Source organism: Novosphingobium lentum NBRC 107847, assembly GCF_001590965.1.
Lineage (GTDB): Bacteria > Pseudomonadota > Alphaproteobacteria > Sphingomonadales > Sphingomonadaceae > Novosphingobium > Novosphingobium lentum.
This window is the reverse complement of the sequence record NZ_BCTW01000035.1, coordinates 1-26,724: the sequence shown is the minus strand read 5'-3', so window position 1 is coordinate 26,724 and position 26,724 is coordinate 1. Positions and strand designations below refer to the sequence as shown.

At 62.0% G+C, this 26,724-nt stretch carries 22 protein-coding genes and 1 pseudogene; 8 read left to right on the top strand and 15 right to left on the bottom strand.

Going from position 1 to position 26,724, the window contains the following annotated elements; translation table 11 throughout:
- A pseudogene (locus NL2_RS21485) lies at positions 1–695 on the top strand (hypothetical protein); the annotation flags it as partial.
- A 417-nt stretch (positions 696–1,112) separates the two neighbouring features.
- On the opposite strand, the gene NL2_RS20050 reads toward NL2_RS21485, so the two are convergent.
- The 10 genes from NL2_RS20050 to NL2_RS21480 are packed head-to-tail and all read right to left on the bottom strand — an operon-like array spanning position 1,113 to position 12,857.
- Positions 1,113–1,682: a sugar transferase gene (locus NL2_RS20050; protein ID WP_068078291.1), complete on the bottom strand. Its 570-nt coding sequence runs from the start codon at positions 1,680–1,682 to the stop codon at positions 1,113–1,115.
- A complete protein-coding gene (locus NL2_RS20045) occupies positions 1,679–2,608 on the bottom strand; it encodes an NAD-dependent epimerase/dehydratase family protein (protein WP_068078288.1) in 930 nt (309 codons plus the stop codon). Before NL2_RS20045 ends, NL2_RS20050 begins: the two co-directional genes overlap by 4 nt.
- Positions 2,605–3,597: an ATP-grasp domain-containing protein gene (locus NL2_RS20040; protein ID WP_068078284.1), complete on the bottom strand. Its 993-nt coding sequence runs from the start codon at positions 3,595–3,597 to the stop codon at positions 2,605–2,607. Before NL2_RS20040 ends, NL2_RS20045 begins: the two co-directional genes overlap by 4 nt.
- Complete coding sequence (locus NL2_RS20035; protein WP_068078281.1) at positions 3,594–4,319, bottom strand: metallophosphoesterase family protein; 726 nt, start codon at positions 4,317–4,319, stop codon at positions 3,594–3,596. Before NL2_RS20035 ends, NL2_RS20040 begins: the two co-directional genes overlap by 4 nt.
- Before the next feature lie 51 nt (positions 4,320–4,370).
- Positions 4,371–6,752: a GumC family protein gene (locus NL2_RS20030; protein WP_084356251.1), complete on the bottom strand. Its 2,382-nt coding sequence runs from the start codon at positions 6,750–6,752 to the stop codon at positions 4,371–4,373.
- A gap of 42 nt (positions 6,753–6,794) precedes the next feature.
- Positions 6,795–7,952 (bottom strand): glycosyltransferase, encoded by a 1,158-nt coding sequence (locus tag NL2_RS21315; protein ID WP_068078276.1) that lies wholly within the window; start codon positions 7,950–7,952, stop codon positions 6,795–6,797.
- The gene (locus NL2_RS20020) at positions 7,931–8,827 is read right to left on the bottom strand and encodes a sulfotransferase domain-containing protein (protein ID WP_084356249.1); all 897 of its coding nucleotides are present in this window, start codon (positions 8,825–8,827) and stop codon (positions 7,931–7,933) included. Before NL2_RS20020 ends, NL2_RS21315 begins: the two co-directional genes overlap by 22 nt.
- The gene (locus tag NL2_RS20015) at positions 8,817–10,088 is read right to left on the bottom strand and encodes a glycosyltransferase family 4 protein (protein ID WP_157083295.1); all 1,272 of its coding nucleotides are present in this window, start codon (positions 10,086–10,088) and stop codon (positions 8,817–8,819) included. Before NL2_RS20015 ends, NL2_RS20020 begins: the two co-directional genes overlap by 11 nt.
- A gap of 28 nt (positions 10,089–10,116) precedes the next feature.
- Positions 10,117–11,490: a lipopolysaccharide biosynthesis protein gene (locus NL2_RS20010; protein WP_068078273.1), complete on the bottom strand. Its 1,374-nt coding sequence runs from the start codon at positions 11,488–11,490 to the stop codon at positions 10,117–10,119.
- Positions 11,487–12,857: an O-antigen ligase family protein gene (locus NL2_RS21480; RefSeq protein WP_169799559.1), complete on the bottom strand. Its 1,371-nt coding sequence runs from the start codon at positions 12,855–12,857 to the stop codon at positions 11,487–11,489. The genes NL2_RS20010 and NL2_RS21480 overlap by 4 nt, the downstream gene beginning before the upstream one ends.
- A gap of 374 nt (positions 12,858–13,231) precedes the next feature.
- Between NL2_RS21480 and NL2_RS20000 the strand changes: the two genes are divergently transcribed.
- Together NL2_RS20000 and NL2_RS19995 are read left to right on the top strand one after the other, a co-directional pair.
- Positions 13,232–14,491 (top strand): pectate lyase family protein, encoded by a 1,260-nt coding sequence (locus tag NL2_RS20000; RefSeq protein ID WP_068078267.1) that lies wholly within the window; start codon positions 13,232–13,234, stop codon positions 14,489–14,491.
- Positions 14,385–15,713: a glycosyltransferase family 4 protein gene (locus NL2_RS19995; RefSeq protein ID WP_245647785.1), complete on the top strand. Its 1,329-nt coding sequence runs from the start codon at positions 14,385–14,387 to the stop codon at positions 15,711–15,713. The genes NL2_RS20000 and NL2_RS19995 overlap by 107 nt, the downstream gene beginning before the upstream one ends.
- Here the strand turns inward: NL2_RS19995 and NL2_RS19990 are convergent.
- From NL2_RS19990 to NL2_RS19970, 5 genes are all read right to left on the bottom strand, one after another.
- Positions 15,697–16,773, bottom strand: coding sequence for an outer membrane beta-barrel protein (locus tag NL2_RS19990; protein ID WP_245647784.1), 1,077 nt, complete (start codon positions 16,771–16,773; stop codon positions 15,697–15,699). The genes NL2_RS19995 and NL2_RS19990 overlap by 17 nt on opposite strands.
- Positions 16,774–16,931: 158 nt before the next feature.
- On the bottom strand, positions 16,932–17,510 hold the full coding sequence (locus tag NL2_RS19985; RefSeq protein ID WP_068078261.1) for a polysaccharide biosynthesis/export family protein: 579 nt from the start codon (positions 17,508–17,510) through the stop codon (positions 16,932–16,934).
- A 127-nt stretch (positions 17,511–17,637) separates the two neighbouring features.
- On the bottom strand, positions 17,638–18,498 hold the full coding sequence (locus tag NL2_RS19980; RefSeq protein WP_245647783.1) for a sulfotransferase family protein: 861 nt from the start codon (positions 18,496–18,498) through the stop codon (positions 17,638–17,640).
- Positions 18,495–19,715: a DegT/DnrJ/EryC1/StrS family aminotransferase gene (locus NL2_RS21705; protein ID WP_068078258.1), complete on the bottom strand. Its 1,221-nt coding sequence runs from the start codon at positions 19,713–19,715 to the stop codon at positions 18,495–18,497. Before NL2_RS21705 ends, NL2_RS19980 begins: the two co-directional genes overlap by 4 nt.
- A gap of 8 nt (positions 19,716–19,723) precedes the next feature.
- Positions 19,724–21,685 carry a polysaccharide biosynthesis protein gene (locus tag NL2_RS19970; RefSeq protein WP_169799557.1) on the bottom strand — a complete coding sequence of 654 codons (1,962 nt, stop codon included), beginning with the start codon at positions 21,683–21,685 and terminating at the stop codon, positions 19,724–19,726.
- A 653-nt stretch (positions 21,686–22,338) separates the two neighbouring features.
- Between NL2_RS19970 and NL2_RS19965 the strand changes: the two genes are divergently transcribed.
- The 5 genes from NL2_RS19965 to NL2_RS20925 form a co-directional block, all read left to right on the top strand.
- Positions 22,339–23,574: a glycosyltransferase family 4 protein gene (locus tag NL2_RS19965; RefSeq protein WP_068078254.1), complete on the top strand. Its 1,236-nt coding sequence runs from the start codon at positions 22,339–22,341 to the stop codon at positions 23,572–23,574.
- Positions 23,575–23,583: 9 nt separating this feature from the next.
- The gene (locus NL2_RS19960; RefSeq protein ID WP_068078253.1) at positions 23,584–24,495 is read left to right on the top strand and encodes a methionyl-tRNA formyltransferase; all 912 of its coding nucleotides are present in this window, start codon (positions 23,584–23,586) and stop codon (positions 24,493–24,495) included.
- A complete protein-coding gene (locus tag NL2_RS19955) occupies positions 24,428–25,171 on the top strand; it encodes a PIG-L deacetylase family protein (RefSeq protein ID WP_369405483.1) in 744 nt (247 codons plus the stop codon). The genes NL2_RS19960 and NL2_RS19955 overlap by 68 nt, the downstream gene beginning before the upstream one ends.
- Positions 25,172–25,791: 620 nt before the next feature.
- Positions 25,792–26,496, top strand: coding sequence for a LuxR C-terminal-related transcriptional regulator (locus NL2_RS19950; RefSeq protein ID WP_169799556.1), 705 nt, complete (start codon positions 25,792–25,794; stop codon positions 26,494–26,496).
- A gap of 120 nt (positions 26,497–26,616) precedes the next feature.
- Positions 26,617–26,724: NAD-binding protein (locus tag NL2_RS20925; protein WP_157083292.1), on the top strand; the 108-nt coding region annotated here is incomplete at its 3' end.

Here is a 26,724-nt window from a genome sequence, read left to right as displayed (position 1 = left end):
TTCAGAAAGCCCATCAATACTTCTCGATGCTGCAAAAACAGAGCTCGCTCACGTCCGGCGTGAAGCGGGAGGCCAATGTCATCGGCAACTGGGTGTCCATGGGACCAAGCTCGATCCGGGGCACGCCGATCTTTGGTGGTTTCTACGACCTTCCGATGTCGACGAGCCCGGGCAATGCGGCGTTCTTCGTCGCGGGGAACATCGATGGGCGGCGCAAGGCGATCGGGATGGGGGACAACTTGTTCTTCGATCCGTCGAACTGGAATTTCATCGTTCCCAAGGTCATCGGCACGCTCTCGGTCCAGATATACAGTAGTGCAGAGCAGGGCGTTCGCGACATCCTGACGTTCGGTGGTGCGTTCCCGCGCGATGCGGCAGATGCGCGGGTCGTCAACGAATTCCGGACTTGCAGCGGAAAGGTCATCGATAGTCCAACTCAAGTCGGCGGCTGGCCGGCCTTGGCTGCGGGTACGCCCTATCCAGATGCTGACAATGACGGAATGGATGATCGTTGGGAAGCCGCACACGGGATCACTGATCCCAAGGGCGATGCCGACGGCGACGGCTACACCAACTTGGAGGAGTTCCTCAACGAGTTGGCAGGCGATCAGAACACTTCGGGCACCTTCATAACGCGCGTTGGTACCGGTACGGGGTTGATCCCGGCCGTGAATTGCGGAATCCCCGAAGCCTGAGCCTTAGGTACATTTGCGAGGCAAGAGGAATGGATCGCGCGACCGAACCCGGCCGCGCGATCCTTCATGCGATCCGGCACAGCGGATCGATGCCTTCGCCACGTCTGCATATTCGCCCTGTATCCGATAGGATTATCCGGATTTGCAGGCAGGCTTGGGGCATCGGTAGAGATCGGCTTGCATTCAGGATACCCCGCTTGAACGGGATCCGGAAATGAGGTGGACTTCCACCGGCTGGAAAGGGCTCGACCTTGCGTCTCCAGAATGGTCCTTCCGGCTGCCAGACCGCCGCTCGGCCTTTTGCGGCGTGCTGCAAAGCCGCGGCCGTCGTCACCCCCGGCGGCGTCCGCGGTGCAGCAGATTGGGCGCCTTGGCCACAATCAGTTCGACGCGATGTCGGAAACGCGTTGCCGCAGCTTAACGCACTTTGCCCACGGCAAGCGTCTGCTTTTCGCCGGCAACCATAACCCACACCGTCCGCATCAGGATCTTGACATCGGTGACGATGTTACGGTGCGCAACGTACCACAAATCGAGATCGATCTTTTGGTCGAGCGTGAGCAGCGTGTTGCCGTTGACTTGCGCCCATCCGGTCAATCCGGGCGCGACTTTGCCGCGATCGATGCCCCGATCGCCAAGGTCGGCGATCGTCTGCGGCAACAGCGGGCGCGGGCCGATGAACGTAAGTTCACCCGCTGCGACATTCCACAAGCTGGGAAGCTCGTCCAATCGGGAGCGCCGCAAGAACGCCCCGATCGGCGTAACGCGCTGATCGTCCGGCAACAACACGCCGACGGCATCGCGCAAATCGCGCATCGACCGGAATTTGACCAGTCTGAACGGGACGCCGTCCTTGCCCGATCGTACCTGCCGGAAGAGCACGGGTCGCCCCTGCAACGCCATCACCAACGCCGCAATTACCGCCAGCACAGGCAGAGTTGCCACCAGCAGCACGAGGGCCGCGATCCGTTGCAGGGCGGTGCTCATGACCTGGCCAATCGATAGGTAATTGTGGCGGAAGCAGCAGTTGCCTTGCCGTTCAGCTTTTCCAGCGTATCGGCGTAGGCGGTGGGCTGGTATCCTTCCGCACGCAGCTTGTCGCAATTGATGGCGGGAAAGCCGTGGTCCGGCAAACCTGCCTCGGTGACCTCGATGGACTTGTCGCTGCATCCTGCCAGCTTGGCCAGGTCGTTGGCCACGTCGATCAGCAGTCTTCGCCGCCCTGATGACAGGTTCCAGCTTCCCTGCAACGAATGGTCGGAAGCCAGCAACAGGCCCGACACCACATCATCGACATCGACAAAATCTGCGCCGAACGTTCCGTTGCTGCTGATCGTCACGGGCTGGCCCCGCTGGAGGCGCAGCGCGAAAAGATCGATGACGCTGCGTCCCGTGCCCACCACCGAGGCGATACGCAGCGACCCGAACGAGAGGCCGAGTTGTTCGCACCGGCTGGCGGCGACCCATTCCTGAGCGACCTTCGAGCCGAGATAGAGCGTACGGCTGGTGGGCCTGATCGGTGTATCTTCGGTCGCCACTGCCACATCGGTTGAATAGAAGTTGGCGGTAGAGGCCAGTACCAGGTGCCGCATGCCGACGGCGGCCATGCCCGCAACCAGCGCCCTGGTACCGAGCACGTTCACACGCCATAGATCCTGCGCGGTCGTGTCATCCGGGCTTTCCCCACATATGACCGTGGCGAGGTGAATAACCGTGTCGGCCCCTTCGAGGACGTCGTGGATTGGTCCGGGATCCGACAAGTCGAGCGCGCGCCAGACGACATCGCCCGGCAGATCGGCGGGCCGCCGCCTCGACAGTGCGATTACCGTGCGCCCACCGTTGCGCGCCGCCTTGACAAGCTTGCTGCCGATCGCCCCGCTGGCACCGGTAATGGCGATCGTACGCGGCTTCACGGGACGGCGAATTGCGTGATCGACGCATTTTCCACGAACTGTTCCTGCAGGAAACGAAGGATCACACCTTTGCGACAATCGGGTTGGCACACTGGCTCACCCAGCAGCAGGTGGCGCAACGTCATATCGACTTCGTTAAACCCGGCAAGAGCGCGCATGGGGGTCGTGCCCGAAAAGCGCGCATTGATCTCGAACAAACGGTGAACCCCCGATACGTCTCGGCGAAACTGGAAGTTGGCGGGGCCATGCGGCTTGAGCGCCCGGGCGACGCTGCGGACGTATGCATCGCATTCGGGGTAGTCATCAACGTAGGCTCGAAATGTGTTGCCATCGCGCAAGTCTCGGCGGAGCACGATCGACGCCTGAACATCACCATCAAAGAACAGCACGCCCGCTGTGAATTCCGCATCGTCGGGACCGGCCCATTGCTGCACGACGAGCCCATTGCGACCCGCCAGTGCCGCGGCGAGCTGGTCCCGGTTGTTTGCCAGGGAAACGCCTACCGCACGCGCCCCTTGGCGCGGCTTTACCACGACCGGGAAGCCGACCTCGCGAATAAGCGCGTCAAGCGCCTCGCCATCCTCCGGCAAAGCGGACAGGGGGAACTCTAGGCTATGCTCAGCCAGGAACCCGGCGGTTTCATACTTGTCGTCCGCGATCGCCACCACGCGGCTGTCGCTGACGACGATACGGGTCGCGTATCGTGCTTCCCACTCTCGCCGCCTTGCTGCAAAAATGGCGAGTTCGACGTCGGTGCCCACCAGCACCGCATCGGGCTGCTCGTCCTCGATCAGCGCTTCCATGGCGGCGGCGTATCCCGGGTCGCTGGCCATCGGGATGATCCGGGCCTCGTCGGCCCAGTACAGGCCCGGCGCCAGCGGACTGGGATCGAGCGCGATGATCCTAGCATCCATCGACCCAGCCCGTAGAGACTTGATGATCCCCTGCCCCAAGACCGCGCCGGCACCCGTCACCATCACCCGCGTCATGCGAAATACCTGCAAAGCTGGTCCCGCGTCCGGGATGAAAGGGCCGACGCGGCTTGGATTCCCGCACGATACGCGCAAGCATCGAATGTGACCCGTCGCTGCGAAACGGTGATCTGGTCGGCAACCGCGTGGATCATCGCCCATTGCGGCGCGGGATCCTCGCGATTGCGCGGCTGACCGATCGAGCCCACAACGTGGCTTTCGATTCCGGCGGCATTGCAATGTCGGGTTGGCCTATGCACATGGCCAAAGACGCCGCAGCGGAAGCCGCGCTCCTCCAGCCGACACGTCGCAGCCTCCAGCGCCGCTTCATCGCCCAGCGGTGTCCAGTCGCCGAATCCGAACGGATTGGCGTGGGCGAACAGCATCCCGTCCCATGCCCACTGATCGACCCACGCCAGCTCATCCGGCCAGCGCCGCCCCAGCCTTTGGAACGTCCAGTCGATTGATTCCCGGATCCATTCGGGAAGGCTGTCGGCATAGGTGCTGACGCCGTCCGCGAGTTCGCAATACAGCACGTCGTGATTTCCGCCCACAAGGAGCGCGCCGTCGCGCGCGACTGCCGCTGCGGCCAAGTCTGCGCAGGCTTCGGGTTCGATCCCGTACGTGAACATGTCGCCCAGCAAGACGAGCTGGTCGAAGCCTTCGCGTCGGGCATCGGCAAGCGCTGCGGCAAACGGCGCGCGGGCCGAATGGATGTCACTGATCACCGCAATCCGCATCACTAGGCCGCCCCCCTCCGGCCAACCCGGTCCAGCCTGCCGGCAAGTAGTTCAGGCATAAGCCGGACGCCGCCCGAACAGCCGCTTCAGCTGGCCAAGCAAGGTCAGTCGCGCCGGCACCGGGCTGCTGTAATAGCCGGCCGATTCGAAATAGAACTGGATCGAGTCGCCGTACCTGCGGCGCGCATGTTCGGCATAGTCAACTTGATCGAAGATTACGCCGGCCACGTTTTCCGATCCCAACAGTTCGAGCGTGGCGCGCATCTGGTCGATCGTGGTCGTTCCCCAGCGTGCGACAACTACAGTGTGGTCAGTAAATTCGCACATCGTCCGGGCGTCTCGGACGGCCAGCGTTGCAGGGGCATTGACCACGGTCAGATCGAATCGGGCGTTGAGATCCTGCATCAAGAACTGCAGACGTTGCGACGAGAGCAGCGCGGCGGGTTCTGCAACGGGATGAGACGCGCTAAGCAGCGTGATCTTCGACAGATCGACCTCCTCATCGTCGCCATAGTGGAGTTGAACCGGGGCGCGATGCTCCGGCGGGCCAAGCAGCTTGTCGATGGCCACCTGTCCGCGAAGAATCTCAAGCAACTCAGGCGAATCCTGCTCGTGCTGCATTTTCTGGAGCACTCCGGACTTGCGCAAATCAAGATCGAGAATGACCACGCGCTTGCCCATCGCTACGGCGGCTGCGGCAAGCGTCAGCGTAACGACCGACTTGCCGTCACCCGGAAGTGGAGACGTGACCAGTATCGACAGCGGTACGCCCTTGCGACCCAGGGCACTGACCTCGGTATACGTCGAGCGCGCCACTTCGGCGAACATCGACTGCGGGTCGCTGATGACCGGGCTTTCCTTGATCTTTTCGCCAATTCCGCCGGCCAGCATCGGCAGCATCCCGAACGTGGGCTTGCCGAACAGCCGCCGTACCTGATCCACAGTGCGCAGGCGGTTGTCCACGATTTCGCGCGCAAAGGCGAGGAGCAGACCGAGGAAGCCCGAACCGAGGAACGCCAGTGCGGTGAACTTGAACGGCTCGGGCCAGCTTGGCTGGGCCGTGACAACGCCGGGTGACACGACCGCAGACGTGACGCCTTCGACCATCATCTGTGAGCGGACCTGTGAAACCTTGTCGGCGATCTCGGTGTAGGCTCTGGCGGAGGCCTGCGCGATGCGATCCAACTCCTCAAGCTTCACAGTGTTGGCAGTGTGCTCGAACGCCTCGCCGGTCAAACGACCGACAATCGCTTGCAACTGCCCGGCTCGTGCCGCGTCGCGCGATGAATCGCTGCGTGCCAGCTGGGTCTGCCGGGCAGCTTCGGCCCCCTGCACCGCACTGGCCACGGCAACCGCCTTGGCCTGTTCGCGGGCTATGCCGTCGCGAACTTCGGAAAGCTGGCCCTGGACTCGCACGACGTCGGGATGGCCACTGCCATACGTTTGGGAGAGCCGGGCATATTCAGCGGAATACTCGGCATCCTGCCGCCTGAGCTGCTCGAGCACCGGCGAACTTGCCCCCGCAGTCGTCTGGATCGATTCGGCCACGGCCACGCCGCCCGCCCGCGCCGCAGATCCGGCGCGCATACCCGCAGCGGACGCCGCTTCGGTCGCGATCCGGTTGACCTGCTGAAGGTCCTCTTGGCTGCCCGCGCCTACGAGCATCCTGCGCGATTGGCGGAAATCGACCAGATTTTTTGCCGCGTCTGCGGCCAACTGCGCGCGGCGGGCTTGCTCGGCGTTGAGCGTCGCAAGCAGCTGGTCGCTTCGCCCTGCGTTCAAATCGTTCTTCATCGCACGTACCGCTGCCGGAAAGGCGTTGGCCAGCATGGCCGACAACTGCGGCGAACGACTGGTTACGCTCAGCTCGATCAGGTCCGAACCTTCATCCGCTTTCACTGCCGACATCCGCAGCACGGCCGAGATCGCCGCGGACATCTTATCGGAATCGGTCTTGCCGGTCATGTTGCCCATCTCGACCTGAAAATCGGGGCGATTGAGCGCGTGGACATCGCGCACCAGGTGCTGGACGACCGAAAGCGAGCGGTAGAGCTTCACCTCGTTGGTGATGCGCTGCACATTGCGGGCAAGGATGTCGGCCTGATTGGCGCCGACGTCGTCGATCAGCTGGACCTGGATCGTTGCTGTGGAGGTGTATTGGGGCGGCGAAAGCAGCTGCCACGTCGCCGTTGCCACCGTGATGAGTGTTATAACCAGCAGGATCAACAGCCGGTGCCGCCCGAAAATGCGCGCAAGGTCATGCAGTCCGAACTGTTCCGATGTCGGAATGTCGTTGTTGCTGCGTGGATACGCCTCAAAATAGGCCGGTGGTGGACCTGCAACGGCCCCGCCGTCGGTCTGGGCTACGAGTTGGCTCACAACGCACTCCCTGTTCGGGATGGGTCCCGCTTGGTCGGCAAGATTCCATGTCAATCACCAACGACGATAGGCTCGTCGTCGGCGCGCTGACAAAAGCTATTGGGAGACTTGCGAATACTTATTCAGGCTAACCCTTTTGGCGATGCCGACATCCCTCAAGGGCGACGGTTGCACATAGTCTGCATAAAGCTGGAGGTGCCGGGCTGCCACCGTTCCGATTTCGAAGTCGCCGGCCTTGCGAAGGGCTTCCGCAGAAAGCCGCGCATAGGTGTCGGGTCGGCCAGCAAGATCGACAATGGAGCGTGCCAGCCCCGCCGGATCGCCATTCGCCGCCAGGACGCCGGTTTTGCCATGATCGACCAGCTCGCGATTTCCTGGGACGTTGGTGGCGACAATGGGCAGGCCCATCGCCATCGCCTCCAGCAACGATATCGGCATTCCCTCGTAGTGCGACGTGTTGAGATAGATGTCGGCCCGTTCCATCAACCGGGCAACATCTGAACGCTCTCCCAAGAACCGGACATGATCCTCCAACCGGAGTGTTCGCACACGCAAGCGCAGCCGGTCGAGGTCGGGTCCGCCGCCCGCAATCTCGAACACTGACCTCTGCTCTGCGGAAAACAGGTCGTGCATCGCCAGCGCAACGTCGATCAGCAGGTCGTAATTCTTTTGCGCCGTGGCCGCCCCGACCGAAAGAATGCGGGCCGGCGACCCGACACGCGTACGCGGCACGCCGCCATCGAAGTTGCGCGACGCGGCATTGGGAATGTACGCAACGTGTGTCCGGACGCCGCGCTCGAACAAGTCGCGCGTTTCATGACTGATGGCCACGAACGCCCGAACCTGTCGTTCGAACAGCCGCAAAAGCACAGGCCGGAAACTGAGCCTGCTGTTGTGGTGCGTCAGTACGATCGGGCACCTTCCCGCTCGAAAGGCGAGCATGGGCAGTGCGCGCGCGGTGTGAGCGTGAACGATGTCCGGCTTGAGCGTCCGCAGGGCGCGGCGCATGGCGACGGCACCAGCCAGCGGATTGCGATTTCGTCCCAGTCCAAGCGAGATCACGCGCCCCCCGCTCGCCTCGATCTGCCCGCGCAAGTGCGCTTCCATATCGGCGCTGTTGCCAAGTTGCGCGGCATCGCAAAGCGTGACGACGTCGCTGGCATGGCCCTTGGCCGTGAATTCCGCGCTCAGGCTAGTGACCAGCGTCTCCGCACCGCCCGAGGTCAGGCTGGTCAGGACAGAGCAGATACGCAAGGTTCGATCTCCCGTTCGGCAGCAGTCTCGCAATCGCAGCGGGCAAAGAGTTTCACCGCCTCTGGGGTGAGGATGCTGCTGCAAAGCTCGGCGATGCGATCGGCCTCCTGCGACGACAGGTAATCATCGAACCCGCCGACCTTGCCCTTGCGCATGCGCACACTTTCATCGTCGTCGCGGTTGTAGGAGTGGCCGGGCAGCCCGGTGCGCAGCTCGTCGCGCTTCATGCTGTCGAACCGCGCCCTGGCTACGGCGTAGTCGAGTGCCGCTTCGTCGATCGGCACGTCGAGAAACCGCAAGATGCGTTCGACCGCCGCGTGCGTATCGCGGCTCATCTCCTCGTAGCTGACGACCAGCATGCGCTTGGCCGACAGCCCCGCCGCCCAGCCATTGTGATAGGCCGCGATCGAGGGGATGCCGAACTCGGCGTCCTCGATGAACGACGCCATGTCGCCGTCGAAGCGCTGCTTGTGCCGGGTCTGGTGGAAATACGCCGACACGCACACATCGCGAGGGTCGCGCACCAGGAAAATCACGGGGTGCGAGGTAAACCAGCGCGCATCGAACCGGCGGTGGCTGACCGCTATCAAAGGTATCCGCGTGCCCAGTTGCATCACCACGCATCCCGGAAGTCCGCGCACCGGGTCAATGTCGAAATTGGGCAACACGCGAAACGTCGTGGACAGATCGGGTTCGAAGTCGAGCCCGCCGATGCGCGCCAGATAGCACGACAGCAAATACCGCAGCCACGTGCGACCGCTCTTGGGATAAGACACCAGGAATGCGCTTACATCGGGCACGCGCCGCGCCAGCAACGCGTCATTGCGCGCACGGCGCATGCGGCGCGCCAGCTTGCGCAAGGGTTCAAACCGCATGAGAATTGCGCTCCGGCATCCATGCGGTCGGGAGCCGGCTGGCTAGAACGTCGAAAATCATCGCTTCCCACAATCCGCCGATACGTTCGGGCTCGAACAGTCGGGCTTTTCGGATGGCGTTCGCACCTAGCCGGTCGCGCAAGCCGGCATCGCCCATGACCTTCGACAGCGCCTCGGCCAGTGCCGGCACATCTCCGTCGGGCGCAAGCAGGCCGTCGACCTTGTCGGAGATCATTTCTGCCGGGCCGAACGGGCAGTCGAACGAGACGCAAGGCAATCCAGCGGCCATAGCTTCGCCCAGCACGAGGCCCCAGCCCTCGTAACGAGAACTCAGCACGAAGGCGTCCGCATCCACGATCCAGCTTCCGGGCTGTGACGAAACGCCCGGCATTTCCACGCGATCGGCAATTCCCAGGCTCGCGGCGAGCGCCTGCAGCGCATCCCGATCCGGTCCCTTCCCCCAAACCCGCAACTTCCAGTCGAGGTGCCGGTCGGCGACTTTGGCAAACGCCTGCAGGAGCAGATCGAAGCCTTTCTGGTCGGTCAGGCGCCCGACTGCTGTGAGCACCCTGATGGTGTTGGTAAAACGAGGCTTGAAATGCTGCCAGTCGGCCATGTTGGGAATGACCCAGCCGCGCTGCCGCATCGAGCGCGGGAAAAATTGCAACGCACCCTGCGTCATGGTGACCAGTCCGTACGCCCGCGCGTAAGCGAGGCGACGCATTACACGCCATGGCAATGGCGGCCGCTGCCGCTGAGGATTGTTCCTTTCGGACACGATCACGGGGATGCGCAAGTTGCGCGCGGCCAGTACGGAGATGACGTTGGTCCGCGTGAGGAAGCTGATGACCAGATCGGGGCGGACCGCGTCCATCTGGCTGCGCAAGCCTGCGACGCGCGCTGCGAAAGCGTTCAGACCTTTTACCTTCCCTCGGCGACCGATCGGTACGCCGAGATATGTAATCGAGACCTCCGGGTCGCACCGATAGTAGGGTGGCGCCGAGCCATCCTCGAACGATACGATGGTGATACGCAATCCGCAGGCGACCAGCCGATTGGCGAGAAACGTCACTACGTGCTCGGATCCGCCGGCCCCGAGCGCGGGCAGCACGAACATGATGGTCGGTGCACGGCCAAGCGTTCTCTTGGAGAACGGCCCGTCGCCCGGCGACGGTTCGCCGGGACCGCGCCGGGGCGGTCGGGTAAAGCGACCGGAGTCTGCCAGGCCGGGAAGCACGGTGTGTTCGTCCAGGCGCATCATGATGACCACCTCGCGGGATTGTCCATCGTCATGCCAATCTTGACCGTTTCAGACGCATGCCGGTCTCGCTCCACCAGGCGATGTCCATCGCCACGGCGGAGAGGGCGGCAAACGCGATGTGAGCATAATTGGCGCCGATCGCGCCATAAGTCGGCATTGCGGCGAACGCGACGGCGAAAAACAGCATAGTCGAGAAAACCGCCACAGCCATGACGAAGCCCGGCCGGTTCATCGCCAGCAGGGCCGAACGCGACGGCGCCGCGTGCATGATCAGCACGACCGCGACAAGTTGCGTCATCAGCAGCGGATACGTCGCGGCGAATTCTTCCCCGAATGCCAGATCGATCAGGAATTTGCCCGAAATGACGGTCAAGCCCAGAATACCGAGACCCACGGCACCCAAGGCCACCTGAACCCGCGCCGTGATGTTGCGGAACGCGACAAGGTCGGCTTTTGCCCAGAACCTGGCCATGTCGGGATAAATGACCGTTTGGATCTGCTGGCCAATCTGCTGCGCGATTTTCGCGAAGCGTTTGGCAATGTGATACATGCCCGCCGAACTGGTGCCGACGATCGCACCGACGAGAATGGTGTCGGCCTCCTGAGTGAGCGTCCGCAGCGTGCTCGAAATATTGGTCGAAAGCGCAAATCGGATGAAGCCGGGAAACTTCGCCATGAGCCCGCGCCATTGCGACCGCAGCGGACTGGGAATGCAAAGGTGCTTCAGCGTTCGGAAGCCGAGCCACAGGAACAGCGATGAATCGATCATCTGGCAGACCGTCCAGATGACCACGAACGCCATCAGTCCCAGCCCCATCCACATCGCGACAACCGACATGATGATCTGGATCAGGCTTGAAATCAGTTGCACGTAAGCCAGCAGGCGGAACTTGCCGTTGAGCCGCAGCGATGCGGTGGGCATGCCGCGAATGTTGATCGCGATTGCGGCCGCGTAGATGCAGACCAGCGGTAAATACCGCATTTCCAGGTGCAGCACGGGCATCAGGAGATAGCCGCATACGACCGTCAGCAGCGCCGCGACCAGCGCGCTGCCCACGTCGAGCAACAGCCCGGCGAGGAACAGTTCCGACAGCCGGCGCTTGTCGGATTCGACGTCGGGCTGCGCAGCGAAGCGGATCAGCGGCTGCCACGATTCAAAGCGGATCAACCGCTCGCAGACCCTGCCGATCGACAGCACCAGCGCGAAAACGCCGAATGCCTGCACGCCGATGGAACGCGCCGCGATGGCCGTGCTGATCGCCGTGATGGCGACGTTGGCACCATTGCCCGACAGCAAATGGCCGATGCTGATAAGTCGCGGCTTCAGGACAGTGCTGTGCTGCCAGCGCCGCCGATAACGCGAAATGACCGTGCCGTCACGAGTGGTCTGATCGGGTGTCATCGACCGGGCACCGCCATTCTGGCTCCATTTCGGCGCGACGTCGATCCTGCCGGCTCGTTCAAAGAGGCTGGCCGTGCCGCAATCCATCGTCCGGGACCGCGCCGATCGGACAGTTGGCGCGCATAGCTTGCGGCAAGTGCCAGCATGACCGGACCCGTCCACAGCCGCGAATACATGTGCGGGATCGAGGAAATGAACACCGTGAACACCGCCAAGACCGCGATCGCCATCGCGCCATCGCGACGGTTCACTTTCAAGGCGCTGATGGCCAGCACCCACATGAGCACGATTTCGGTAACCTGTCCGGCAAATGCGACGATGCCGCCTTCGTTGATGATCAACAGCGGAAAATTGTGCACTGGCGCGCCAAAGGCACTGACGTCTCGGTAACGATCCACCCCTAGACCGACGATGATGTTCTTGCCAGCCATGTGCCATGCCTCGCCGATCAGCGCCGATCGATCGAGGAACGTCCCGGCCTCGTCGATATCACCCGTTTGGAGCGCGCCGCCCACCCGATGTGCGAACACGGCGGGCAGTGGCATGCCCGTGATGATGTACAGCATTCCGCCGCCCACCAGTGGCAGCCCGAACTTTACGAGACTGGCCGCGTTCGAGATCGCAAACATGATCATCACTGCGATCACCGCCGCGCCGAAGCCGGTGAAGCTTGCGCTGGCCAGCAGCCCCCATAGCAGTGCGATGAGCAGGATGATCCCCTGCCACAGGCGCACGACCCTGGCCTGTATGAGGTTGATGAGGACGGGCAAAGCAAAGGCGACGACGGCGGCATTCCAGTTTGCCTCGCTGCTCATGGCGCCCAGCCGGCCGTTGCCGATGACGAAGCCAGGCCCGAACAGCTGCGCCGATTTGGTGTAGCTCAGGGTGTGGCTTACCAGAATTCCGAAGGCTTCCGACAGCGCGACACCGACCACAAACGCCAGCAGGCAGCGATGCGCAAAGGCGCGATCCTGACTCATCACGATCATCGGCAACAGGAGCCAGGCGAAAACGTACTGTGCCGCAATGTTGAGCCAGCGCAGGGGATCACCATTGATGACCGAGCTGATGAACAGGCCGCCGAGGAATAGCGAGAGGCCAACACACCAAAGGAACGTGAGCCGGCCAAACGGAAGGTGATTGAGGCGCATCTGCGCTGCAAGAATGAGCAACGCCATCGAGAACGCGGCATCGGCAAATGTGAAATTGATCGGGCCGAGCCGCAGGATGTGCATCGGCAGGAAGAACGCCCCGGCCATCATCAGCCCGTCGAGAACGCGCTGCTCGCGCGTCCGTGCGCGGGTGGATCCATCGGGCGCAAATCGACCTGGAATCGGCGTCGGAAAGGCGGTGGCTGGTCGGGTCACGTCGGCACTCTGTAAGATCGACCGGGATCAGGCAAAGGCCAGTCGGGGGCACCGTGACGGAAATTATGCGAATGGTGTCATTACTTTGGTCGCAGCGCCTATACCAAAGAGACATTGCCGACGATGTCCCGCGAACACTATGACTTCGCTTGCATCGGTCTGAATTGGTGCGGACTTGCCGGGCCATATCACGACGCTGAGGAGACAGGCCTGTGGCATTGTGCGGGCGGAGCGACTTCAGATGGAAAGTCGTAGTCTGCCTAGCCTGCATCGTCGCGGGCTGCTCGGCCTCTGACGAGGGTCGTGCTAACGACGATACCGGCATTCTGCACCACCACCAGTCCAAGTCGCCGCCGCCAGGGCGCAAATCGACCGTGCCGCTGGCCGACCAACGCCCTTCCGGCCCGCGCGCTTTTGCGGGGGCGATCGGGTATGGCGCGCGTTCCAAAGGCGGGCGCGGCGGCGCGGTCGTGGCGGTGACAACGCTCGCCGACGCCGGTCCCGGTTCGCTGCGCGCCTGCGTAGAGCGCGACGGCCCGCGGACATGCGTGTTCCGCGTCAGCGGCGTAATCCGGTTCACCCAACGCCCTCCGGTTATCCGCAACCCGTACCTCACCATCGCCGGCGAAACCGCGCCGGGCGGCGGCATCACGCTGGCGCACGGCGGCGGCCCCGATGGGCGCACGCCGTTGCTGATCAAGGACACGCATGACATCGTCGTGCGCCATGTGCGCATCCGCAACGATCGCATCGGCGGCGAGCGCGGATCGGAGGATTCGATCACCATCGAAAACAGCAACTGGGTGATCATCGACCATGTCAGCGCCAGTTGGGCGCGCGACGAACTGATCAACGGCTACGGCGACAATGACTACATCACTATCAGCAACTCGATCTTTTCCTGGGGCATTCCCAAGCACGACAAATGCGCGCTGCTGGGCAGCGATCCGACCCGGCCCGAGCATTTCAGCTTCATCGGCAATCTGTGCGCGTTCAACGGCGACCGCAATCCCGACATCAATTTCTCCCCCGGTTCGTGCGTCGAGGTGCTGAACAACGTGTTCTACGATGCCCAGTCGGAATTTGCCGAGGTTTGGGAGAGCTATGGCGGCACGCCGGTGTCGATCATCGGCAATTTCTTCAAGGCAGGTCCGAACACGACCAGCCACGCGGTCGGGATCGTCCGGCAGGTCACGGGCAGCCGCGGCCTTGGATCGATCTATATGACCGACAACACGTTCGACGGTGATTTCGAGCATATTACCACTTTGGCGCAGGGCATCGCGCGCACGTCGATCCCCTGTCCCCTGACGATCGCGCCAGTTACCGCGGCACAAGCCACCGCACACGTCCTCCAGACCGCCGGCGCCTGGCCGCGCGACGACCTTGATCGCGAGGTCGTGGCGGACGTACAAAACCGCAGGGGACGGATCGTCCAAGAGCCCGGCGTGATACCGCCGATCGCCGAAGGGACACCCTTTCCGGACCGCGACAACGACGGGATGGACGATCGCTGGGAAGTTGCCCATGGCGCAAACCCGGCCAAGGCCGATCCCTGGACCGACGCTGACAGCGATGGAATTTCCAACCTGGACGCCTTCCTTGACGATCTCGACTCGCGAGCGACGAAGTGAGCGGTACACCATGATCGACAATCTGCCTCGCCGACCGATCACCGTCTGCTTCCCGCTCGCCGGTGAAAGCCTTGGCGGTAGCCACGTGTCGCTGCTGGGCCTGATCGAGCAACTCGATCCGGACAGCTATCGCGTGCTGCTGGTGACGGAGCGCGCCGATGGGCGGATTGCGCGCCATTTTCGCGGCTTCGAAACCGTGCTCGATCCGGCCGCGCCGCGTCGCGCCTTTGCCGCCGGACGTGCGTTCGGCCCACTGAAGTTTTTGAGCACACTGACAGGGCTGCGCAAGCGGGCAAAGTTCCTGCGCGAACATAACGTGGCCATCGTACACACCAATGACGGACGCAGCCACGCCACGTGGTCGCTGGCGGCGAAGTTTGCCGGTGCGCGCCTGTTGTGGCACCATCGGGCTGATCCCGATGCCAGAGGATTGCGCTGGCTTGCACCGCTGGTTGCCGACCGGATCGTGTCCGTTTCCCGTTTTTCCCTGCCCCGCAAAGCGCGTTCGCTTGCTGCGCGGGCGGCACAAGTCGTGTTCAGCCCGTTCGATACGCGTGTCACAGTGGATCGCCACGCCATGCACGCGCAGCTGATGGCGGAGTTGGACTTGCCTGACGACGCGCTGATATGCGGCTTTTTCGGCAGCTTCATCGCCCGCAAACGTCCGCTCCTGTTCATCGATACGGTCGCGCTGCTGCAGCGGACGCTCGACCAGCCGGTCGTGGGCGTGATGTTCGGGGAGGCAGAGCATCCGGAGATCGAACACGCGATGCACCGCAGCATCGCGGCCCAGGGGCTCGAAGGTTGTATCCGGCTGATGGGCTTCCGGTCGCCGGGACACGATTGGATAGCGTCATGCGACGTGCTGGTGGTTCCCGCCATCGACGAACCGCTGGGACGCACGCTGGTCGAAGCGATGGTGGTCGGAACGCCGGTGGTCGCTAGCAGTTCGGGCGGCAATGCCGAAGCGATCCTTCCGGGTTTGGGTGTGCTGGTCGCAGCGGACGACGCCGTGGCGTTGGCCAAGGGCTGCCTGCAGGTTATTGCCGATCCTCAAGCGACCGCGGCGATGGTTGCGCGCGCTCAATCCGATGCATGCAGCCGCTTCGCGCGCGAACGCCACGTCGCACTGATCACAGCCATTTATGATGAACTGGCGATGGTGGACGCCAAACCTGCGCATGGCGTGGAGCCCATCCAGGCGGTCAGAAGCGCAATCTGACCGAGGTTCCCATCTGGAATCGGTCGTAGCGCTTGTTCAGATCGTTGCTGGTGCGCTTGGCAAACGTCGCGTCGACCGAAACCGCGATCGACCGATTGACCAGCCACTCGAGTTCCCCCTGCACGGTCGCCGTTCGCTCGACGACTGACTGGCCGATAAAGCGCGATTCGCGCCAGCCGACTCCTGCGGAGGCGTACACGTCATGGTGCAGTTCCTGCTGCACTCCCAACGCGAAGCGCGTATCGGTCCGGGCCTGCGCGCCAAGCCTGAATGTGGCGACATCGCCCCTGAATGCGTCGAACGTGATCGCGGTCCGTCGTCGTGGCCGGTAGGTGATCGACGCATCTATCGACAGCCCTGTGCGGCCGGGCAGGCGAGCATCGGCGGGGTCGAACCGGAATACGCCCACGCTGGCATGTCCTTCAAGGAACGCGCTACCGGATACCTCGAAGCCGATGCGGCCGCCGTATGTCGTCGCATCGCGGCTGGGCTTGACTGCAGTTCCGGGTAAGACGAAGTCACGATGGACGACAAAGCCGGTCGCTGTCGCCAGAAGCGACCCGGCAACACGGGTACCGACCGTCATGCTGCCGCTGTAGGCGTTGAAGTCCCGGTCCGCGTCGAATTGCTTCTGGCCGCGATAGGTGCGCGCTTCGCCCTGCATGTCGAACAGAAAACGTCCCTGCTGCCGGTGATAACGGCCCTGCCCGAAAAAGGATCGCTGGAGACGGGGGCCGATAGTCCGGCCGGTGCGCGCTTCGGATACACCGCGATCCTCGACGATGCGTTCAAAGCCGCCGGCAATCGAAAGCCGATCAACCGCACTGGGGTTGATGCCCAGTTCGGCCTTGGTCGAGAATGCCGTTGAATTCTCGTTGGTCAGACGGGCATACCGCGTGATCGTCGCTTCGGCCTGAGCGTGGAAATCGACGTTGTTGTGCGCATAAGCTGCGGCGATTCTGGGGGCCGCGACAAACACGAGATCGCCCTCTTTCCCGGTCGGGTCCGCATAGACGTTGTTGTCGTATTCCATTCGCGCGGTCACGGCGGGATACACCATCACCGTGCCGAACTTGATACCGACATTGCGATATTCGGCATCGTTGACGTTAAGGGCCGGTGCCGTTTCGCTGACAGTTTGCGCGCGCGCTCCGCCAGCAGCAACCGACACGCCGCAACACGCCGCCGTGACCGAGGCAAGGGCACGCCAAGCGTCGATTAGAACCATCGTTCGTAGACGCGGATCTGGTCGCCCGGAAGAACCATGCTGTCTTCGCGCGCGGAACGGGTAAGCGGCTGTCCGTTGACATTGCGGGTCACGGCAACTTCGCCCGACTTGGCGCGGTAGGTATAGCCACCTGCCGCCGAGACAGCCGCAAACACCGTCATGCCTTGGCGATAGGCATACTGGCCGGGATGGTTGACCTCACCAAGGATGTACAGCGGCCGCAGGTCGAGCGGTTGAACGCTGACCTTGGGATTGACCAGGATCTTCTGATTTCGCAGCGTATCCTCGACCGCCAATTCGACTTCACGATACGTCTTGTCGCGCACCGAAACCTGCTTGATCATCGGAAAGGAGATCGCTCCGGTTTCGTCGACGACATAGTCGTTGTCCAGATCCTTGAGATCCTGCACCACGACGCGGATCTTGTCGCCGACAGAGACGTGGTATTCGTCCGACTGTGCGGCCTGAATCTTCTGCATGCCCGATGTCGGCGCGGCGCAACCTGCCAGCAGAAGTGTGCTGAGTGGCAGCGCAAGCATCGCCAATGCCGACTTTGCAAACCACCGCATGTCTACCCTCCTGGACCTGTTGAATGGTCTAACACCGTTCGACGGACTGACCCCGAACCTAGCGTCAAACCGGCCATACGATCACCGCCCATACGGCTAGCCCACTGACTATTCAGCATTATGCCGGTCAGGCGGCCGACGAGCATCGTGGAGCGTCCAGCCAGCGTGACAGATCGCGCCCGATCATCGCTCCCAACATTTCCACGTCCCTTGCGTAGAAATCCGTCAGGCGGCGGCGCAGGTCGGGGCTCAACGGAGGATAACTGATCTGGCGGGCGAAAAGCGATCGGGTCGCTTCGAACCAACGCATTCCCCGCAACGGTGCGACGCTGCTTTTGACCGGCGCCAAAACCTTGCGCACCGGCAGCGGCAGGAAGTTCTCGCTGCTGTCGTTTTCGCGCCGACTGCCCTGCTGCGCGTCATAGACCGGATCGACGCCGATATGGCGCGAGACGCGCTCGATAGTACCTGAAGGATCGGCCTTTACGTCTTCGTAAAGGAAAGTGAGAAGTTGCTCTTCGGGAAAATGATCGAGCCATCGCGAAAGGTGGTACGCGTAACGGCCATCATTGAGGAAACGCGGCTGAGGATTGTCAGGCGAGATGAGGTATTCTTCGGGCCGTCCGGTGATCGTGCCGCGCCGATACAGCATCTTGTAATCGGAATAGGCGCGATCGACCGGGTTGCGAAACTGGGCAATCAGGCGCGCGTCCGGCAAAGCCGACGCGATACGGGCAGGTGCAAGGAGATGGGCAAGATAGTCCGCTGACTTCTCACCAAGGCAAGCGCCGGGCAAAGATGCGCTGAACAGGTCTTGGTAATAGCCCGGACCGCGCGCGAACTCGCTGCTGAAATAGTGCGGCTCCACGTCGGGCAAAAACAGCGCCGGGTTGGCCTGCAGTTGTTTCTGAATCCATGTCGTTGCCGCTTTTACCGCACCGATCACGATGAATTCGGGTTGGAAGTCCTCGATCCTGCCCGCCATCATGCCAGGCAATCCCGAAAGGCCATTTCGACCTGCTCTCCTACGTGTTCCATGTCGGCCGGTTCGAACAAGTGGTCGACGGCGAACATCAGGCTGGTCTGCCCCAGTCGGCGCGCTTCCGGCAAATCGCCGTCGCGACGTGGCGGATATTGGGCAAACGCGTTCTCGCGGCTCATGTCGGGACATGATCCGCTACCGCACGCGATCCCGCGCGCCAGCATCGCGGCGATCAGTGCATCGCGCGAAGGTGCGCCGGGGATGGATATGGAGTCATAGCGCGCATAGAACTTGTACCAAGCCGGATTGACATCAACGGGGACCGGATCGACGATCATTCCGCGCACGCCTTCCAATGCGCTCGCCAACGTAGCTGCATTCTGCCGCCGCCGGTCGAGCCATCCGGGCAGTTTGGCCAGCTGGACACGGCCGATGGCGGCCTGCAGTTCGGTGATGCGAAAATTGGTGCCGAAGCTGTCGTGCAGAAAGCGGAACTGTCCGGGCAGAGATGGCACGGGGGTGCGCATCTTGTAGGGATCCTTGCCGTGATCCTTGTAGGCGAACGCCCGGGCCCAGGCTTCCTCCTGCCGGAACAAGACCATGCCGCCCTCGCCGCCGGTGGACATGATCTTGTCGGTGCAGAATGAGAACGACGAAGCGTCACCAAACGACCCCACCGGTTGGCCCCGGTACAGCGCGCCATGGGCCTGTGCACAATCCTCGATGAGGACCAGACCCTGTTCGCGACACAGATTGACAATCGGACCCATATCGCATGGCCGCCCCGCAAGATGCACGCAGATGACTGCCCGGGTTCGCGGACCGATCATCCGCGCGATCGAGGCGGGGTCTATATTCTGGGTTTCCTGCACGATGTCGGCGAACACCGGATCGGCTCCGACCGCTGCAACGCTGCTGGCGGTAGCGAAAAAACTGCGGGCCGGAACGATGACCTCGTCGCCGTGACGCACCCCCAGCGCGCGCAGGGCCAGTTCCAGCGAAACCGTGCCGTTGGCCACGGCGATCGCAAACGGCATGGTCGTGAAATCGGCGAATTCCTGCTCGAAACTGCGACACTGATCGCCATGGACCAGCGCGTTCACCCGGCCGCTGCGTAACACCTTGACCACCGCATCGATCTCGTCGTCATCGTGGCGCGGCCACAAAGATTGCAATCTGCCGGTTGCGCGCGGACCTACCGCAGAAAGCTCGGGCTTTGCCATGCGAGCACTCATGCCTGGGCGTCCCGGGTCAATTTGGGCCACGGGCCGCGCCACATGGCGGGCGACCTTGAAAACAGCCCGATCATGTCGACCCCGCTGCTCGGCAGCTTCACGAGGTTGTGGGTGATCTGGCATGCCTCAACGTGCGAACCCTGCTGGATCGCGCTCGCAAGGTGATCGATCGCCTTGGAAATCAGCGGCAGCGGGATCGGCTTCGAGCAGGCCTCGAACAGACCGGGAATGCCAGAGTCCACCTGCTCCTCGCAGCTGTCGAACAACTCTTCGTACAGCTTTTCGCCCGGCCGCAGGCCCACGAACTGGATCGGCACGTCGACGTCCGGCTCAAGGCCATAAAGTCGTGCCATGCGCCGTGCCAGATCGACGATTTTCACCGGTTCGCCCATGTCGAGGACAAAGATGTTGCCGCGCGTGTTGCCGGCTTCCAGCGCGCGCGAACTGCATTCGAGGATCAAATGCACCGCTTCGCGCACCGACATGAAGAACCGCTCGATGTCCGGATGAGTTACCGTCAATGGCCTGCCTTCGAGCAGCTGTCGCCGAAACAGCGGCACGATCGAACCGCTGGAACCCAGCACGTTGCCGAACCGCACGGTCATGAAGCGCGGTGAGTCCCCATCGTCGACACCGCACAGGTCGAGCGACTGGCTGTAAAGCTCGCCGACGCGTTTGGTCGCGCCCATCATGCCCACAGGGTTTACCGCCTTGTCCGTCGATACCTGGATCATCGCCCTGGCGGAAAATTCGCAGACTGCATCGGCAACGTTGCGCGTGCCGATGATGTTGGTGTGGACGCCCGCACAGGGATTCTTCTCGACCATCGGCACGTGCTTCAACGCAGCGGCATGATAGACGATCGCGGGGCGGTGACGTTCGAACAGCCTACGCACCGCCGTGGCGTCGCGGATGTCGCAAAGCTCGGGATGCATATCGAGGTCGGGATAGGCCTCACGAAGCTTCATCTCGATCGCGTAGAGGTTGAATTCGCAGTTATCGAGCAGCACGAGGTGCGACGGCTTGAAGTTGGCGACCTGGCGTGACAGTTCCGACCCGATGCTGCCGCCCGCCCCGGTGATCAGCACGCAATGGCCCGAAATCTGCCGGCTTATCGCATTGCTCTGGATGTCGAATTCGTTGCGGCCGAGCAGCTCACTGACCGGAATATCGTCCATCTCCATTTTGGGCTTGGCTTCGAGCAGCTTGCTCCAGGGATCCTTGACCCGTGACAGCTCGAGGCCGAGATCGCGCACGCGATGGATGACCTTGGCGATGTCCTTCGGGCTGAAATTCATGCCGTCATCGCAAACGATCACGTTGGTCGGGCGATGGCCGCGTTCCGCCATCCGCTCAACCACTTCGCCCAGCCGGTCGTGGCCGCCCAGCACGCGCACACCGGCAAGTTGCCCGATCGTATCGTCGGCCTGGGGGAGCAATACGCCGACGATATTGATGGGACTGGCCTTGTCGGCCTTGACCAGCTCGATCACAGAAACCGCCCACTCCGGATCGCCGATCAGCAGCGCGCGGCGCGCTGCAGCGGGGCGGGCCGCCATGTCCTTGTCCATCGCGCGGCGCATCGCCAGCTCGCGCCACGCGCGGCGCGCGATTCGCATCATCTGCATTGAAAGCGTGGCCATGCAGAAATGGACGAATGCCAACGGCAACAACTGCAGGCCGTTGTGCCGCAACTTGGAAAAGCCGAGCGTGAACGCCCAGCTCAAGCCGAACGCCCACAGGATCGTGAACACTAGAAACCCGCAGTCGGCGACCGAAACGAAGCGCCAGTTCCGGCGATAAAGACCCGACAGATACAGTATGAGTGTCGCGGTTGCCGAAAACAGGATCGTGAAGCGTACCCCGATTTCGATCGCACCCGCAGTTTGCGCCTGAAGCGGGATAGTCAACAAGGCCATTGTGCCCGCGATGACGCTGAAGTCGAGTGCCAGAACCACCGCGGTTCGCATCACGCGCCGCAAACAAAACGGCCTCGTTTCCATGCGGTGCCGGAACAGCGTGGCCAGCAGCAGGCCCAGCCCGTTTATCAATTCCCGGGCATCGGGCACCCGAACGGGGCGTTCCGGCGCTGTCGGATCGGACGGTACATCGATAGGCACTGCCGCCAGATTGGATGAAGGGGTCATATGCTGCTGCCAAAATCGTTGGAACACCGAAGGGCCATCTGACCGGCACCTTAACGGGAGCCTGCCGACCTCTCGGTGGCGATAGTATCGGTGATCAAGGGCATCGGAACGTGCGCAAGCTGGCCTAGCCAAAATGGTTCGAGCCCGGTCGTTGTCGCCAAGGAGGAATTACGGTCACTTCGGATGGACCGCGCTTGCTGACCCGTTGAGCAGTGCGCGCGAGCCTTCCGGGTTATGGGACTGACCAAACGGATATCAGCCTGAATGCGCGTTGCCTGCCGGCCAAGTTCCGCCATGTTCCGGATAATGAAACTGAAAAGGGCGGATTGGCGGGACTTTGGTGCGCTTTGCCATCAGCCGGCCGATCCAATGCGGCCGGCCGCCGCGATCGGGTGGATCGTCGGACAACGCACGAAGCCAGTGCCTGTATGGCAACGGTCCATTCTCAAGGAAGGCAGGCCAAGGTGAAGATCGTAGTCTTGTCGAGCCTTGCCTATTCCCTGATCAATTTCCGTGGTGAGCTGTTGGCACAGCTGAAGGACGCTGGTCACGATGTCGTCGCGGTGGCACCGGATCGTGATGCTACGATGGAGCGCGCCCTGTCGCTGCTTGGCATTCGCATGGCCGTCGTGCCGATGGACCGGACCGGCACCAACCCGGCCCGTGACGCCATGACCCTGATCGGCTATTGCCGGTTATTCCGTGCCGAGCGACCCGATGTGGTGCTGGCCTATACCCAGAAGCCGATCATCTACGGCGGGTTGGCGGCGCGGCTGTGCGGCAACATCCGGTTCCACGCGCTTATGACCGGGTTGGGCTACTTGTTCAGCCCGGCGGCCGATCGCCGGCCGTGGCTTCGCGCGCTGTCTTGCCGACTTTACCGCGAAGGCGTGCGGCGGGCCGAGAACATTTTCGTCTTCAATCGCGACGATCGCGGCGACATGATTGATGCGGGCATCATCGCCTCGGGCCAGAAGGTGGTGCAGGTGCCAGGATCGGGCATCGACACCACGCGCTTCGTCCAGCAGCCCATGCCGGACGGCCGGATTAGTTTTCTGATGATCGGGCGACTGATGCGCGACAAGGGGCTGTACGACTATCTCGAAGCGGCACGGATCATCGTCACCCGCTATCCGCACATCGAATTCCGCGTGCTGGGACGCCCGGAAACGAGCAATCCGACAGGCGTAAATGCCGAGGAAATCGAACGGCTCGGCCAAGCCTATCCCGTCCAATTCCTTCCCGAAACACGCGACGTCCGGCCTTTTTTGGGCAATGCCAGCGTGTTCGTCCTGCCATCGTACTACCGGGAAGGTCTGCCGCGGACGATCCTCGAAGCAATGGCAACCGGCCGCCCCGTGATCACGACCGACATGCCGGGATGTCGCGATCCGATCGAGAACGGCGGAAACGGCATACTCGTCCCAGCGCGGGACCCCGACAGCCTTGCAGCCGCGATGGCCCATTTGATCGAACACCCTGACGTGATCGAGCGGATGGGGAAGCGATCGCGCGAGATGGCGGAATCGATCTACGATGTCCGCCTCGTAAATCAGCAGTTGATCGGTGAGATGGGACTCGGAACGATGTCAGACCTGGTCGTATCGTGTGCGCCCGAGGCCCCCGTGAATGCCCCCCGGTATTCATGGGTTCGACCACACCAAGCGGTTCGCCAACCCGGTCCCGCGGCAGTGGAATAAGGGCAGATCATGCGCGCCATCGTCGTCGGGGCAGTCGAAAGCACGGCCGTTGCTATTGCGGCGATCGCCGATGCCGGCTGGCAGCTGCCGCTGGTCGTCACACTCCCGTCCAACTGCGCGCAGCGCCATTCAGACTATGTCGATCTGGCACCCAACGTCGCGAGAGCGAAGGGCACAGTGCACTTGACGAAGCAGGTGAATGCCAAGGCCACGATCGATGCCATTCGCAGCACGCCCTGCGACTACATCTTCGTCATTGGCTGGTCGCAGATCTGTGGACCCGATTTTCTCGGCATCGCGCCGGGCCGGACCATCGGATACCATCCTGCGCCGATCCCGCGAATGCGCGGCAGGGCCGTCATCCCCTGGACCATCCTGCTCGACGAACCGATCAGCGCCGGCACGCTGTTCTGGATCGACGGTGGGGTCGACAGCGGGCCAATTCTTGAACAGCAATTCTTTCATGTCGCGCGCAACGAGACCGCCGGCACGCTTTATGCAAAACACATGGATGTGCTGCGGTACATGATGTCGCACGCGCTGGGTCAACTGGCCGCGGATAAGGTACAAGCGCAGGCCCAAGACGAAAGCTGCGCCACCTATTGCGCCCGTCGCACGATCGAGGATGGCCTGATCGACTGGACCAGATCCGCGCGTGAGATCGACCGCCTCGTTCGCGCCGTGGGCCGGCCCTATCCCGGGGCGTACACCAGTCTGAAGGGCGAACGCCTGACGATATGGCAGTCTGCTCCGATGGATGGACCCACTCGCTGGCATGCGCAGCCCGGTCAGGTCGTCTCGATCTCTGACGGGCACCTCGCGGTCCAGACCGGCGACGGCTTGCTGCGTATTGATGAATGGTACTGCGACAAAGGGCACGCACCACTTAGCCATTCACTGCTTGGACGCCACGATGTCTGACCTGGCGCATTTCGGGACCGTGCTGGTTATCGCACCGCATCCCGACGATGAAATCCTGGGCTGCGGCGGAACGATGGCCAGACTGACCGATGCGGGCAATCGGGTCGTCGTGGCCGTGGTGACCAAGGGGCAGGCGCCGGCGTTCGATCCCGCATTCGTCGCGCAGGTTCGCGACGAGTTGGCCGCAGCGCACAATGTCATCGGGGTGAACGAAGTACGATTTCTCGATCTGCCGGCCGCCGCGATGGACACGCTTGCCGGCGCCACGATCAATTCGGCGTTCGACACCCTCGTGCGGGACATCCAGCCCGACACCATGTTCGTTCCATTCATCGGCGACATCCATACCGATCATCAACTGGCGTTTACCGGCGCGATGGTGGCGGCCAGACCTCGGAACGCTACGATCCCGCTGCGAATATTCGCCTACGAGACGCTATCGGAAACCAACTGGTACGCCCCCGGCATCACACCGGCATTCCTGCCGAATCTTTATATCGAAATCTCCGCAACGATTGACCGAAAGCTTGCAGCATTCCGCTGTTTCTCCAGCCAGGTGCGCGATTTTCCAGACGAGCGCTCAATCAGGGCGATCGAGGCGCTGGCGACTTTGCGCGGTGCGGCCGTCTATCGCGATTCGGCAGAGGCCTTCATGGTCATCCGTCAGATCGAATGATTGGCAATTTCGGCTATTGCGATGGACCGTCTAGGCTGCAATTCGATCTGTGCGAATGCGAAGAGTTGCTGCACCCCTTGCCAAGCACAGGGACCCGCCACTGAGCAGTTCGCGCCAAGTTTTTTCAATGGAAACCTGGTTAAAGTTGCACCCACTGGCAAAAAACATTGCTCCCGCAATTTGTAAGTAATTGCAACTAAAAGCTTTTCCGATAAAATACTGACCGATCTAATCGGGGCGTCTTTTTTTATTTAGGGCATATACCAGCAGGCTTTTACCCTACACTTATGTTTGATTTTCAGCATTATGTGTTCATTAGTCTGGCTGAGACTGATCGATTTGGCTAACCTGGATCGCGTTCGGGCCACCCATTCGAGGTATACTACGTTTTGGAATCTGTGCCTTATGTCCCAAATTGATCTACGTCACAAAAAACGGTTCAATTCGGTGTAAGGTTTCTGTAAGCTTTTGAAAGGTGGAGGTACGGAACGACGTTGAATGCCCATTCGGAGTAGGGGCACGGGACGTCGATACGGGGAATTCCCGGCCATATTTTACCCAAAAAGAATTTCAAAATGAAGGGGTCGCGTGCGCCACGAATCCGATGTGAGGTACGCAACATGAAACAGTCGACAACGATATTTCTGGTTGGCCAAAAAACTCTGGCTCGCGAAGGCTTGCGTCGAATCCTGGATGTCGACCCTTTTGAAGTCGTTGGCGCTTGCGACAACGCCACTGCGATGATCGAGTTTTCGATGACGTCGCCCGCACCCGATCTGATTGTGATCGACGAACAGTCGATGGACAGTTCGGCGGACCAAGTGCGTCGCCTGCGTCAGCATTATCCGGAATCACGCATCGTCGTACTGGCGGAATCGTTCCGCCTGGTGGCCATGGCGAGCGACTTCGTCGCCGGTACCGATGGCTATATCGTGAAGAATATAGATTGCGCGCCGCTGATTGAATCGCTCAAGCTGGTCGCCATGGGTGAAAAGGTGATGCCCAGCGAACTGGCGCTCGGCATGTCGGAAAAGATGTTCAACGGCAGCAACGAGACCGTCATCACGCCCGACCTTGCCGCACTTCTGTCCGAACGCGAACTGGATACCATGCGGCATCTCCTGATGGGCTCGCCCAACAAGGTGATCGCCAACCGTCTGGCCATCAGCGAGGCAACCGTCAAGGTTCACGTCAAGGCGATCTTGCGCAAACTCAATGTCCAGAACCGCACTCAGGCGGCCATCTGGGCGGTCAACAACGGCGTCGAGATCGGAAATCTCGGTGTCGGACAGTCCGGCGAGTATCAGGCGCAGGCCTCGGCCTGACCTGAGCTCACCGACACGGACCTGTGACGGACATCGCAGTCCTTCAGCACAGGTGCGTCGGTCATCCGTCTCGATTGACGCAATCGAACCGGAAGACGCTGATCCAGCGAGGAATATTACATGAAGATTGCGATGGTTGGATCGGGTTACGTCGGCCTCGTGTCGGGTTCCTGCCTGGCGGATTTCGGTCACGACGTGGTCTGCATCGACAAGGACCAGAGCAAGATC